This window comes from Pseudomonas sp. KBS0710, from assembly GCF_005938045.2.
Classification (GTDB): domain Bacteria; phylum Pseudomonadota; class Gammaproteobacteria; order Pseudomonadales; family Pseudomonadaceae; genus Aquipseudomonas.
Window position 1 is genome coordinate 1,089,054 of the sequence record NZ_VCCF02000001.1, and the last position, 13,777, is coordinate 1,102,830.

Consider the following 13,777-nt stretch of genomic DNA (forward strand, 5'->3'; position numbering starts at 1 on the left):
ACATGCAAAAACGTAAAGGCATTATTTTGGCCGGCGGTTCAGGCACCCGTCTGCACCCTGCAACCCTGGCGATTTCCAAGCAATTGCTGCCGGTCTACGACAAGCCGATGATCTACTACCCGCTGACCACGCTGATGCTGGCGGGGATTCGCGACATCCTGATCATCTCCACGCCGCAGGACACCCCGCGCTTCGAGCAACTGCTGGGTGACGGCAGCAACTGGGGCCTGAATATTTCCTACGCCGTACAGGCGTCCCCGGATGGTCTGGCGCAGGCGTTCATCATTGGCGAAGACTTTATCGGCAACGACCTGTCGGCGCTGGTGCTGGGTGACAACATCTACCACGGCCACCACTTCAACCAATTGCTCTGCAGTGCAATGGCGCGTGAAGAAGGTGCCAGCGTATTCGCCTACCACGTCAACGACCCGGAGCGTTACGGCGTTGTCGAGTTCGATGCCCAGGGCAAGGCCATCAGCCTGGAAGAGAAACCGCTCAAGCCCAAGTCGAACTACGCGGTAACCGGCCTGTACTTCTATGACCGCGACGTGGTCGAGATTGCCAAGAGCATCAAGCCGTCGCCACGTGGCGAGCTGGAAATCACCGACCTGAACCGCATCTACATGGAACGCGGCAAGCTGTCGGTCGAGATCATGGGCCGCGGCTACGCGTGGCTGGACACCGGCACTCACGATTCCCTGCTCGAAGCCAGCAGCTTCATTGCCACGCTGGAGCACCGTCAGGGCCTGAAAGTAGCTTGCCCTGAAGAGATCGCCTTCCGTCAGAACTGGATCGATGCCGAACAACTGGAGCGCCTGGCCGCACCGTTGCTCAAAAATGGTTATGGCCAATACCTGAAACGCCTGCTGACCGAGAAGATTTATTAATGAAGCACACAGAGCTAGCGATATCAGACGTCGTTCTAATCGAGCCCCGAGTATTCGGCGACGAGCGTGGGTTCTTTTTTGAGAGTTTCAATCAAGAGCAGTTTGAGAGCGCCATCGGCCGCTCGGTCAAGTTTGTTCAAGATAATCACTCTCGCTCTGTGAGAAACGTATTGCGTGGTCTTCATTACCAAGTCCGTCAGCCGCAAGGTAAGTTGGTGCGTGTGGTGTCGGGCGAGATCTTTGATGTGGCTGTCGATATCCGCAAAGGCTCCGCGACGTTCGGGCAGTGGGTGGGTGAAGTGCTGAGCGCCGAAAACAAACGCCAGCTATGGATTCCGGAAGGTTTTGCCCACGGGTTTGTGGTGCTGAGCGAGTCTGCGGAGCTGCTTTACAAGAGCACCGATTATTACGCTCCGACGCACGAACGTTGCATTGCTTGGGATGACCCGAGCCTGGCAATCGAGTGGCCGATCGATGTCGCCCCGACACTTTCGGAAAAAGACACCAAAGGGCAGTTGCTGTCGGCCGCCGAGGTATTTGACTGATGCAGAATTTTTCTGTGTCTCCGCGGGAGATGGTCGGGAGCCTGTGGCGTAACCGTCAGCTGATACGCACCCTGATTCAGCGTGATGTATTGGGGCGCTATCGGGGCTCGATCATGGGTGTGCTTTGGTCGTTCATCACACCGATCCTGATGTTGGCGGTCTATACCTTTGTCTTCAGCGTGATCTTCAAGGCGCGCTGGAGCTCGGAAAGCACCTCGATGGCGGAATTCGGTATGGTCCTGTTTGTGGGATTGATCGTATTCAACATTTTTGCCGAATGTATCAACAAAGGTCCGGGGCTCATCCTGGCGAATGTGAACTACGTCAAAAAAGTGGTGTTCCCGCTGGAAGTGCTGCCTTGGGTCTCGTTGGGCTGCGCGCTGTTCCATGCCGCGGTGAGTGTTTTTGTGTGGCTGACGGCCTATGTGATCCTTTTTGGTATTCCGCATCTGACGGTGCTGTTGCTGCCGATTGTGGTGCTGCCCTTGCTGTTTCTGATCATGGGCTTGACCTGGTTTCTGGCGTCCTTGGGGGTTTACCTGCGAGATGTCTCGCAGTTCGTTGCCATCCTGACCACAGTGACCATGTTTCTGTCGCCGATCTTCTATCCGACGAGTGCGCTGCCTGAGCGGTTTCAGATCCTGCTGCTGCTCAACCCTCTGACTTCCGTTGTGGAAGGTGGACGTGATGTGCTGTTCTGGGGAGTGGTGCCGGATTTGCAATTCATTGCCATTTACTTCCTCGGCTCCCTCTTTATTGCATGGCTGGGTTTTGCTTGGTTCCAGAAAACTCGCAAAGGGTTTGCAGATGTCCTCTGATACCGCGATCTCAGTACAAAATCTTAGCAAGTGCTTTCAGATTTACGCTAAGCCACACGATCGATTGAAGCAGTCGCTTTATCCCCGTATCCAAGGGACTTTCGGCCTGCAGAGAAAACAGTATTTCAACGAATTCTGGTCTTTGCGTGATGTGTCTTTCGACATCAAGAAAGGCGAGACCATCGGCATCATCGGCCGCAATGGCAGTGGCAAGTCCACCCTGTTGCAGATTATTTGCGGAACGCTCAGCCAGACCGCAGGTTCGATCCAGACCAATGGGCGTATCGCGGCGCTGCTGGAGCTCGGCTCCGGGTTCAACCCGGAGTTCACAGGGCGTGAAAACGTCTATATGAACGGCGCGATCCTGGGCTTGAGCCGCAAGGAAATTGAAGACCGTTTTGATGAAATCGCAGCCTTTGCCGACATTGGCGCGTTCCTTGAGCAGCCGGTAAAAACCTACTCCAGCGGTATGTTCGTGCGGCTGGCGTTTGCCTGCAATATCATGTCTGACCCTGAAATCATGATCGTCGACGAAGCGCTTTCCGTCGGTGACATGAATTTCCAGGCCAAGTGCATGACTGCGCTGACGCAGATCAAAGAGCGTGGGGCGACCATTCTGTTTGTGAGCCACGATGTGGGCACGGTTAAAAGCCTGTGTTCGCGCTGTGTGTACCTGGACGGCGGAAAAGTGGTTGCCGTGGGGCCTTCGGCCGATGTAACCGAGCTGTATGTTCGCTCGATGCGCGAAGAAATGAACGCGGAACATCGCAAGTTTGCGCGGGTGTCCAAGCCGTTTGGCGAGACGGCCGAGCCGGTTGAGCAGCCGTTGGGGCTGCCGGTCATCGAGGAAAAGGTTTTCCAGGTCGACCAGGCGTTCGAAGCGCGTGTCGCTCAGTTCCGGTACGGTACGGGCGAAGTCAGGGCGCGCTCTGTTGAGCTGCTCAATATGAGCGATGAGCCCACGACCTTTCTGGATTTCAACGAGCAGGTCAAGATCCGGGTGAATTTCGAGGCTTATGCCGAGAAGTCCGTGACGTTGAACGTCAGTGTTTTTGACGAAAAGAAGAACAATATCACCGGTTGTGGTTTCCAGCATGTCGGCCAGCCTTACCTGCTGACCAGGCCGGGAGGTAAATACGTCGCTGAGTACATATTCAAGATGCCGTTGCAGGAAGGGCACTACTCGTTGCGGATCAATATTTCCTCGGTGATTATTGAAAACGAGTCGGCAGAGTTTATTGACTTGATCAATGATGCCGTGGTCTTCCGCGTTGCTCGCTGGGAGAAGGCCCGTATTTGGTCCCAGGTCCATCAGTTCGCAGAGTTGAGGGTTGAGGAGCTGCTGTGAGCGAAAACATCAAACAGGCCTTTATCGTAGGCACCGGACGTTGCGGCACCACCTGGCTGGCCCAGATGTTGAACAGCAATCCGGTGCTTTGCGTGCCACCGGAAATTCAGTTGTTGTTCGAGTACTCAAGCAACGGCGACCGGCTGCATGAGGCGTACCTGCTCGCCAATGAGCAGGGGCTCGACAGCGAACAATTGATCTCGATCATTGAGCGCTGCTGCCCGCACAACCTTGATCAGTTTTTTGATTACCCTGAGTTCTGTCGTCGGGATACGACGCCAAAGCATTCATTTGGCGCGTTCGTCTCTGCCTTTTATGCGGCCGTTGCTCAAAGCCACGGCAAAAGCTGGCTTATCGAACAGACACCGTGGTACGGGCAACGCCTCGATTTGGTGACAGGCCTGTTTCCTGAGGCAAAATTCATTCATGTGGTGCGCGACGGCCGCGACGTTGCGTTGTCCTTCGCACGTACCGCGTGGTGGCACCGCTCTGCGCGTTTGAACCTCTCCAGGTGGCAGCGTGAGATCAAGAAAATTGCACTGGATGCAAAGCTCTTGCTCAAGCCTGAGGCTTACCTTGAGGTCAAATATGAAAACCTGGTGTCGGACACTACGGCAGAGCTGAGAAGAATCTGTGAATTCCTCGGCGTTGATTTTGTCCCGCAGATGTTGGACCCCCAGGCGTTCATCGATTACGACCAGTTCTGCAAGTTTGACTTGGGCCTGGTGTCGTCGCAGGCCTATTCGGCGTGGCGCAAACAAAAAAGTAAAACAGTGTTTGCAGACAGCGTTGAAGCCTGGCGCAAAAACGAAAGCGCCTTTGATAAGAGCCTGCCATCAGAGATCGCCACCTGGTTGTCTCACTACGGGTACCCGGTCGAGACGCCAGATGAGACGGAGGCGGAAAACGTTCACCTTCGCGAGTACAGCCTGAGTGGGTTGGAACAGGAAAATCTCGAAAAGTCTCAGTACATTCAGACGCTGGAACAGTCTGTTGCCGAATGCGCACACCATTTAGGTGACGCCAGCCTGGTGGCCAAGGACTGGGCTGCTCGTGGCGAGTTGTTGGACCACTTGGCCAGCACCATTCATGCCTTGGAACATGACAATGCCGAGCGTATGGAAAAGATTTACGCCCTGGAGAGGGCGCTCGCAGGCCACACTGAGCACGCGACATATCTCAAAGATGAGTGGCAAGCCCGCGGTGACTTGATTGACGAGTTGGGTGAGAAATTTCGCGCGCTGGAACAAGAACGTGCGACTGGCACTGAACTGAACGAAACATTACAGCAAACACTTGCCGCCCAGGCCGAGCAAGTAGAAGCTATGCAGCAAATCCGGGCTAATGATGCAACGGAGCTTGAGGCTCTGGGGCAGACGATCGACGGTTTGAAACAAGAAATTGTTTATCGTACAAATCAGGTGCTAAGTGTTGAAGAGGCTCTGGCCGCTCATGCTGAGCAACGGGTGGTACTTGAGCAAGCGTTGCAGGCACGTGAACGCTTGCTTGAGCAGGCAAACGAAGCCAATGAGGCTTTGAAAAGAGACAATGCAGACCGTGGCGAGCGCATCAATGTGCTCGAACGGTCGTTGGCCGAACAGATAGAACAGTCTGAAGTTGTGGAAAAACATCTCAACACCCGAGAACGTTTGATTCAACAACTGACTGCTTCTGTTGATGCGTTGAATTCAACGAGCAAGCAACAGGCAGATAGGATCGAACAGTTGATGTTTGATGGTGTTGCCAGTGCTAATACGAACTCCCAACTCGTTCAGGAAATCGCCGATCAAAAGCTATTGATCGAGGATTTGGAAGGCCGTCTTAATGAATTTGAGCGTTCGTGGTATGGAATCCTAAGAAAACGTCTCTCTAAATGAGATGTTATTAATTTTCGCTTGAGAACTTCATGAATATTACAGTCACCAAACCCTTTATGCCGCCGTATGCCGACTACCAAAGCTATTTGGCAGGCGTATGGTCTCGCGAGTGGTTAACGAACAACGGCCCTTTGCTGAACGAGCTGGAAATCAAGCTCAAGGAATGCCTGTCGGTTGATAATCTGCTGTTTTTGAGCAACGGCACCGTCGCGCTGCAGATTGCAATCCGTGCCCTTGAGCTTCAGGGCGAGATCATCACCACGCCGTTCAGTTATGTTGCAACCACTTCCAGCATTGTCTGGGAGCATTGCGAGCCGGTCATGGTCGATATCTGCCGGGACACGCTGAACATTGACGTGAACCTGATTGAACAGGCCATTACCGAAAAGACCACTGCCATCCTTGCGACGCACGTCTTTGGTAACCCGTGTGACGTGGAAGCGATTGCGGTTATTGCCAAAAAGCATAACTTGAAAGTGATCTACGATGCGGCGCACGCTTTTGGTACTCAGCACAAAGGCAAATCCCTGCTGGCTTACGGTGACGTATCGACGTGCAGTTTCCACTCCACCAAGCTCTTCCATACAGTGGAAGGCGGTGCCGTGATCAGCCCGCACGCAGACGTCTCCAAGCGTATGGCCATGATGCGAAACTTCGGCCATTCCTCGGCGACTGATTTCGGTGACGTGGGGATCAACGGCAAGAACTCGGAGTTTCATGCGGCCATGGGCCTGTGCAACATCAAGCATGTACCCGATATCTTGAAAGTGCGCCGCCAGTTGTGTGAGCGTTATGTGCAAAACCTGGAAGGGCTGCCTGTCACTTTTCAGAAGATTTTGCCGAAAACTGAATATAACCACGCCTATTTCCCGGTGGTATTTGAAAGCGAAGCAGTGCTTTTGAAACTGGTTGAGTTTCTCAACCTGAACAGCATCTACCCGCGTCGTTATTTCTACCCGTCGCTGACAAAACTGCCGTATGTACACGGGCAGAGCGCCAGCGTCGCTGAAGATATTTCCCGTCGAATTCTATGCTTGCCGCTGTATCACACCCTTTCTTTGGAAGAGGTGGACATGATCTGCCGTCTGGTAAAACAAGACCTGTCGTGATCGGCAGTTTTGTATAAATAGGGACATTTAAAATGGCTGTCAATACTAGTGAATATGCAGGCGGGAGCACGAACGTGAGTGGTACTGAAGTCTTTATACGTGATCAATTCAGCGACGAGGATAAGCTCGGCTTGCTGAATTTTCTCATGCAGGAGTTCGGTCTTCAGCAACCCCTCGTGTTGAAAGGCGCCGACGTTGCATTGTCGGCTCGGTTCATCGCCAAGCAATATTCACTCCGTGGGAAAAAAATTGACCTGCTGCTCCTGGATTCAACGCCAGTACAGCAGTCTCCCGTGGTTAAGCTTTTCGATTTGCTCTCGGGAAGAGGGCTTGTTTGTATCGAATCAAAAGGCGCCGTGTCTGTGCTGCCGGGATTTGAACCGGTATTGCTTACCCCGGACTTTTCGATCTTCGCCAAACCCGAAGGTGAGTGTTCGGCTCGCAGTGCGCGTTATCGCGTTGATCTGTATCTGCGCAAGCTGCATTTCCAGAAGCAATCCTCGATCCTCAAGGGGCCTGAGCACCTGCCTTTGGTGACCGTGGTTGTTCTGACCTACAAGCATGAAGACTACATTGCCGAGTGCATCAACTCGGTACTGCGCCAGCAAGGCGCGTTCCGCATGCGCATTATCGTGATCGACGATGTGTCGCCGGATAACACTGCGCAGGTAGTTCGGTCCACGATCGAAAACCAGCAAAACGAGCGAATCACCATTGAGTTCCATGCCAACACCAAGAACGTTGGCGTTGTAGCGAACCTGGCGACCTCGGTGAAACTGGCTAAAGGCTGTGACTACCTGACGTTCTGCGAAGGCGACGATTTCTGGACCTCGGATACGCGTATTCAGCAGCACATTGATTTCCTGGCGACTCACCCGGAATCGGTGATGTCGTTCAACTCGATCGAACTGTGTGTGTCTGATGGTTCTTCGCGCGAGGTTTTTTCGGTACACAAAAATCTTGCCAGTGACACGGTAACCGGCCTGGAACTGGCCGAGCATAACGTCATCGGCAACTTCACGGCGTGCTTCTACCGTGGGCCATTGTTGGAGGTTATCCCCGCCGAGCTCTTCGATATCTATACGGTGGATTGGTTCTTCAATATCTATTGCGCACAATTTGGCAGTATTGCTCATCTCAAGCAGCCGCTGTCGGTCTACCGTCAGCATATCGGCGGCGAATGGAGTGCGCGTAAAGAGTTGGACAAAGCGACGACGCTGATCGACTTGATCGACCAGTACAACGCTTTTACCGATTTCAACTACAACGAAGGCTTTCAGAAATACAACTTTGAGTTGTATTCCTGGGTCGACGGCAGGTACGCCGACAGCTTTGAAAAGCTTGACTTGATTGTCGTCGATGATGTGTTCCCATCGCGTCGGAGCGGTTTCCGCCATGTTGAGTTCACGGCTTACCTGAAGGCATTCAAGCGATCACTGGTGCTGACCACGGGTGCGACGTTGCACGTGCTTGAAACGGCCTCGATCAACAGCGTAGTACGTGATTACCAGCACACCTATCCGGAGCTGGGCAATCGGGTCATGGTCGCGGATGAGACCTTCCCACTGGCCATCGGCAAGCTGTTGTATGCCGACTTCATTTCCAACGCTTACTCGTTGTTGGCACCTGCCGAGGCGTTGAATATTCCGTTCGTGTTCACCCTGTATCCAGGCGGCGGTTTTGCCTTGGACAGCGCCGAGTGTGACAAGAAGCTCAAGCGAATTTTTGATTCGCCTTGCTTCCAGAAAGTCATCGTTACCCAACAAGTCATTTATAACTACATCACTCAAAAGAATCTGTGCCCGGCTGACAAGGTAGAGATGATTTTTGGGGTGGTGATGCCTGAGCCCGCCAGCCAACTGCCGCGCCTGGAGAAAAACCGTTGGGGGTTCGGTAAGGAGCGTCTGGACGTCTGCTTCATGGCGCATAAGTACACGACGTACGGTGAAGACAAAGGTTATGACGTCTTTATCAACACGGCGAGCATTCTGCGTCAGCGCTATGACAACATTTACTTCCATGTCGTCGGCCCCTATAACAAATCGGTCATTGATGTTGGCACGTTCAGTGATCGCATCACGTTTCATGGTTCGCTGAACCCGGATGAGTTTGATGGCTTCTTCCAGGACATGGACATCATCATGTCGCCGAATATCAGTGGGAAAATTTTCCCTGGCTCGTTTGATGGTTTCCCGACCGCCAGTTGCACTGAAGCGGCACTGCGCGGTACCGCCATTTTCGCTTATGACGAGTTCAACTCCGCCCAAGGTCGATTTACCGACGGCGAAGACATCGTGCTGCTCAAGTACGACCTGTGGGACATCGTCAGACTGGTTGAGAAATACCGTGCCGACCCTGCGGCGTTGAAAGCGGTGGGCGAGGCCGGCATTGGTCGTGTTCGCGCTCTGTACAGCTATGAGGCACAGTTGGCGCCACGGATCGAGCTGTTGCGTCAGGTGATGAGTAACCCGGTATTTTCGACCGTCAGCGTCGATCCGCTGCCACTGGGCATGCAAAGCGTGCAACCGGCGGAAGGCGGTGTGCAGGAAGTTGCCAATCTATCAGTGGTGCCGGGCGCGCCCGTCAAGCTGGCAAGGCTGCGCAAGTACTGTCCGGAACCGATCAAAAAAGTGTATCGCCTTTGGAAGGCTCGCCATGTCTCTTGATAAAGTGGATGCAGTATCGGGCGCTGATGGCATGCCATTAGTCAGCGTCGTGGTACCGTCCTATAACCACGCAAAACATATCACTAAGGCCATCGACAGTGTCCTGGGGCAGAGCTTTTCCAACTTTGAATTGCTGATCTCCGATGACTGCTCGCCGGACAATAGCTGGGAAGTGATTTCCAGCTTTACGGATCCGCGTATTCGCACGTTCCGGCAAGAGCGAAACCTCGGGCCTGTGGGCAACCTGGTATTTCTGATCCAGCAGGCGCGCGGTAAATATATTGCGCTGCTCAATTCCGATGATGCCTGGTACCCGTCCAAGCTCAGCAAGCAGGTTGCGATCCTGGACGCTCAGCCTGAGTTGGGCGCGTGCTTTACGTGGGCCGACCTGGTGGACGGCACGGGGCAGGAGATTTCCGGCCCTGAAGCGATCTGGAACGATGTCTTCAGGCAGCCTAACCGCACGCAAGGTGAGTGGCTCAAGCACTTCTTCTTGAAGGGCAACTGCATTTGCCACCCGAGCATGCTGGCGCGCAAGGAAGTGTTCGAGACCCTCGGTTATTACAATCCAGGGTTAAGGCAACTGCCAGACTTCGATATGTGGATCCGGCTGGTCAAACAGTTCCCGATCCATGTGGTCCAGGAGAACCTGGTCGCCCATCTTCGCGATGGCAACAATACCAGTGCTGTTTCGCCGGAAAACTCGGCGCGCAACTTGACCGAGCTGGTTGAGATATTTGCTTCGTTCTTTGAGTCGCTGTCGGACGACGTCTTTATTGACGGGTTTTCTGAACACTTGCGACTCAAAGGCGTACCGCTTACTCCAGCCAGGTTGGAAGCCGAGAAGTTCTTTCTACTGCTGGACAGCGCGTTTGTGCAACCCTCTGGTAAAGCGGCGGCCTTGTCCTTGTTTATTAAACGGTGTGCGGACCCGGAATTCGAGCGCGTGCTGCGCGACGAGTACATGTTCTCGGTTTTTGATTTCTACCGGATAACTGGGCAAGCCGGGTTTGGGCATTTCCTGATGGCGGCTCATCATGCTGCTGTTGCGGCGCCGGCCTCGGTAGGCGGGACCCTTGCAGACCCGTCGGGTCAGAACCGTGTCGTCTACTTTTTAAAGCGGGTCGTGCGCCGTCTACGCAGAGAACTACAGCGTATCAGTGCGTAGGCCAGCGGGTTGAAGGTGGACTGGCAGGAGGGTGCCTCAGCACGTTCCTGCCGAAACAGCGAATAATCGTTCAGAGAGCATTATGAAAACATTTTTTGGTCTTATTGGCGCAGGCGGGCATGGCAGGGAAGTCATGCCGATGCTGCGATCAATGATCAAGGGCACGCCCGCCGAATTGAACTCTGAATTATTATTCGTCGTGGAGAATTTAGACACGCACACTGATATCAATGGGTATCGGGCGATCAGTCTGCAAGCCTTTTTCGAGCTCGAGGGTGTCAAGCGATTCAACATTGCGATTGGTAACTCCGAGGCTCGCCAAAGGATTGCTGACGCGTGTCTGGCGAACGATATACAGCCGTTCTCGTTAATCGCCGGCAGCGCGATCTTGTTGGACAGTAATGAGATCGGAGAGGGGGTGATGATCTCCGAGCAAACGATCATTACTTCCAATGTGAAGATTGGTCGTTTTTTTCAGGCCAACAACCAATGCAATATTTCCCATGACTGTGTGATAGGCGATTTTGTTACGTTCGGGCCTGGCGTGAAATGTAATGGCAATGTCACGATTGGTGACCATGCTTACGTAGGCGCCGGTGCACTGATCAAACAAGGCAGGCACGGGGCTCCGTTGAAGATTGGGGCGGGGGCGGTTGTGGGCATGGGCGCGGTGGTGGTCAAAGATGTTGAACCCTACACCACGGTCGTGGGTAACCCAGCCCGGCCGTTGGTGAAGTAATGTCAGACGCAAGTTCGCGCTTCGAATTATCGGTGCTGTTGGTTACCTTTAATCATGAACGGTATATCGAGCGAGCACTGGATTCCCTGTTCAGTCAGGATTTCTGCGGCGCTATTGAACTGGTTATCGCGGACGATGCTTCATCGGATGCTACGTTGGCTTGTATCCAGCGTTATGAGGGGCGCGACTCGCGCTTTACCTTCAAGTACCTGGCGCCGTCGGCCAACCTGGGGATTACCAGGAATTACCAGCGCGGTTTTTCAGCGTGTTCCGGCAGCTATGTCGCGGTGCTCGAAGGTGATGATTACTGGAGTAGCCCCTATAAGTTGACGCGCCAGGCCAGGTTTCTCGATGCACATTGGGAATGTGGCCTGTGTTCGGTCAATTACTTCGTTTTTAATGAAGACGATGCCAGCTTCGTCAGCCGGGTCGAGCGCGGTGACGGTTATCGGTTGTTGAGTGCACGTGATCTGATTGCGGATAATCTGGTCGGTAACTTCTCGACCTGTCTTTATAGAAAATCCGCCTTGGACGCATTGCCGGACGCGTTGTTTGAGATCAAGTCGTATGACTGGATCGTTAATATCTGCGTGGCCAGAAGCAGCCTGATCGGGTTTATCGAAGAACCGATGTCGGTGTATCGCGTGCATTCAGGCGGGGCGTGGTCCCACGTTGCCCATACGGGGCAATTGGAGCTGCAGCTGAGTTTGATTCCTGCCTATGACCAGCTGACCGATCAGCTGTTTCATGCCAGCTTCGTCAAACTGCAGCGCCACTTGCGCAAGGCGATTGTCAGGTCGCGACATGGCCATTCACTGGGCTCCGTTGCGCGTGCGGTTGCCTGGGGTGCAGCCAACGTTGAGCAGTTCCTGCCGCCTGTTGTGGTCATGCTGTTCAACGCCCTGACGCCGCCAGTGGTTAAAAAAGTTTTCCTGAGACTCATCCGCCGCGGTGGAGGTATATGAGCGCGCCTCTGATCAGCGTGATAATGGCAACCTTCAATCACGCTGATTACGTGAAAGAAGCGATTGCCAGCGTATTGAAGCAGCGTGGGGTCGAACTGGAATTTTTGATCGCCGACGACGGTTCCACCGATGGCACTCGGGAAGTCGTCGAGTCTATTGTCGACCCTAGAGTCCGTTTTTTTCCCAATGAAGAAAATCGTGGCGCCTGTGCGGTTACCAATGAGTTGATTGCGCGTTCGCAAGGGCAATATATCGCGCTGATCAACTCGGATGACTCCTGGTGTGATGACGACAAGCTGGCCTATCAACTGCAGGTATTGCTTGAGAACCCGCAGCTAGGCGCAACCTTTGGCCGGGCCCGTTTCATTGACAAGCGTGGCGAAGTCATCAGCAAGGGTCGTTTGACCTTTGGTTCGGTATTTGATCAGCCGAACCGTTCCCAGGGCGAGTGGTTGCGCTTTTTCTTTGATCGGGGCAACTGCATTTGCCATCCGACGATGCTGATTCGGCGTGAATGTTTTGATCAGGTGGGTGTCTACGATAATAACCTTCGACAGCTGCCTGACTTTGATATGTGGGTCCGACTGGTCAAACGCTTCCCTATTCACATCTCTGAACGTGAACTGATCAACTTTCGCGTGCTGCCAGGGCAAAGCGCCAGTAGCCAAACGGTGGCTAACGCTGTGCGCACGATGAATGAGCATTATCTGATTGCCAGTGGGTTCTTTCAGAACGTCGGAAGCCAGCCTCTCAAGGATGGTTTTTCTGACCTGCTGAGATATCCTGACGTCCCGGGTGACACGCACTTGGATATCGAGAAAGCACTGTTGTTTTTCGTGCCAAACAGAGCCTTGGGCAAGGCCTATGAGATGGTCGGTATTCTCGAACTCAATCTGCTCCTCAGCTCGGATGGGCATCGGGAAGTGCTGGCAAGGGACTACAAGATTGATGCCGGTTGGTATCATCGCAAGATGCAGGAAGTCGATGTGCTGCGCCCGAAATTTCTGGCAGTGATTGGCAATAAAATCGCGGGTTTGAAAAGCCTCTGTTTGAAGCTTTTCAGATCTTAATTGTTTGAAAATAGTAACTTAAAAAGGAATATTTATGCGTTCTCTCTATCTGCTACCGGCTGTTGCTTTACTGGGTCTTCTTGCAGGCTGTGATGCAGACAAGATGAAAGATGTTGCGGCGAATGATTCGTGCTCGCTGGACAGCCCGGTTAACGGTGCCGAAGTTGTGTCCGATGTCCCGTTCGAGCCATGGGGTTGGGCATATAACGCTGTCGCCAGCACCGTTCCAAAAGACGTGACACTGCAAATCATCAACGCCAAGAATGATGTTGTCATGACTTCGCCGGTCGCACGCGCTCCTCGTCCGGACGTTGCCAAAGCCTTCTCCAAACCTGACCTGGCGAACTCCGGCTTTGTTGGCAAGCTCGACATCAGCAAACTGGACGCGGGTACCTACTCGATCAAAGTCATCCAGCAGGAAGGCAACTTCCGCTACAACTGCACTTCCCCAACCAAATTCAAGATCCAGGCCAAAAAAGCCTGATTGAATTCGGATTGAGCTGCACACACAACTCGGCGTTGAGCGGGTTGTGAGCATTCGTCATTAATGGATTGATGCATTAATGACCGGGAAAAACACCTACC

The 13,777-nt window shown here is 53.4% G+C and carries 12 protein-coding genes; all 12 read left to right on the top strand.

The window, feature by feature from the left end:
* The first annotated feature begins 2 nt into the window (after positions 1 to 2).
* Entirely contained in the window at positions 3 to 887 is an 885-nt protein-coding gene (gene rfbA, locus FFI16_RS05165; RefSeq protein WP_138814401.1) for a glucose-1-phosphate thymidylyltransferase RfbA, read from the top strand.
* Positions 887 to 1,432 (top strand): dTDP-4-dehydrorhamnose 3,5-epimerase, encoded by a 546-nt coding sequence (rfbC, locus tag FFI16_RS05170; RefSeq protein ID WP_138814402.1) that lies wholly within the window; start codon positions 887 to 889, stop codon positions 1,430 to 1,432. The genes rfbA and rfbC overlap by 1 nt, the downstream gene beginning before the upstream one ends.
* Positions 1,432 to 2,250 carry an ABC transporter permease gene (locus tag FFI16_RS05175; protein WP_138814403.1) on the top strand — a complete coding sequence of 273 codons (819 nt, stop codon included), beginning with the start codon at positions 1,432 to 1,434 and terminating at the stop codon, positions 2,248 to 2,250. The genes rfbC and FFI16_RS05175 overlap by 1 nt, the downstream gene beginning before the upstream one ends.
* A complete protein-coding gene (locus FFI16_RS05180) occupies positions 2,240 to 3,598 on the top strand; it encodes an ABC transporter ATP-binding protein (RefSeq protein ID WP_138814404.1) in 1,359 nt (452 codons plus the stop codon). Before FFI16_RS05175 ends, FFI16_RS05180 begins: the two co-directional genes overlap by 11 nt.
* Entirely contained in the window at positions 3,595 to 5,475 is a 1,881-nt protein-coding gene (locus tag FFI16_RS05185; protein ID WP_138814405.1) for a sulfotransferase, read from the top strand. The genes FFI16_RS05180 and FFI16_RS05185 overlap by 4 nt, the downstream gene beginning before the upstream one ends.
* Before the next feature lie 29 nt (positions 5,476 to 5,504).
* Entirely contained in the window at positions 5,505 to 6,584 is a 1,080-nt protein-coding gene (locus FFI16_RS05190) for a DegT/DnrJ/EryC1/StrS aminotransferase family protein (protein ID WP_138814406.1), read from the top strand.
* 74 nt (positions 6,585 to 6,658) lie between these two features.
* Entirely contained in the window at positions 6,659 to 9,250 is a 2,592-nt protein-coding gene (locus FFI16_RS05195; RefSeq protein ID WP_178112635.1) for a glycosyltransferase, read from the top strand.
* The gene (locus tag FFI16_RS05200) at positions 9,240 to 10,418 is read left to right on the top strand and encodes a glycosyltransferase (protein WP_138814408.1); all 1,179 of its coding nucleotides are present in this window, start codon (positions 9,240 to 9,242) and stop codon (positions 10,416 to 10,418) included. Before FFI16_RS05195 ends, FFI16_RS05200 begins: the two co-directional genes overlap by 11 nt.
* An 82-nt stretch (positions 10,419 to 10,500) precedes the next feature.
* On the top strand, positions 10,501 to 11,157 hold the full coding sequence (locus FFI16_RS05205) for an acetyltransferase (protein ID WP_138814409.1): 657 nt from the start codon (positions 10,501 to 10,503) through the stop codon (positions 11,155 to 11,157).
* Positions 11,157 to 12,122: a glycosyltransferase gene (locus FFI16_RS05210; protein ID WP_138814410.1), complete on the top strand. Its 966-nt coding sequence runs from the start codon at positions 11,157 to 11,159 to the stop codon at positions 12,120 to 12,122. Before FFI16_RS05205 ends, FFI16_RS05210 begins: the two co-directional genes overlap by 1 nt.
* Positions 12,119 to 13,192, top strand: coding sequence for a glycosyltransferase (locus FFI16_RS05215; RefSeq protein ID WP_138814411.1), 1,074 nt, complete (start codon positions 12,119 to 12,121; stop codon positions 13,190 to 13,192). Before FFI16_RS05210 ends, FFI16_RS05215 begins: the two co-directional genes overlap by 4 nt.
* Positions 13,193 to 13,226: 34 nt before the next feature.
* On the top strand, positions 13,227 to 13,676 hold the full coding sequence (locus FFI16_RS05220; protein ID WP_138814412.1) for a hypothetical protein: 450 nt from the start codon (positions 13,227 to 13,229) through the stop codon (positions 13,674 to 13,676).
* The last annotated feature ends 101 nt before the right edge of the window (positions 13,677 to 13,777 follow it).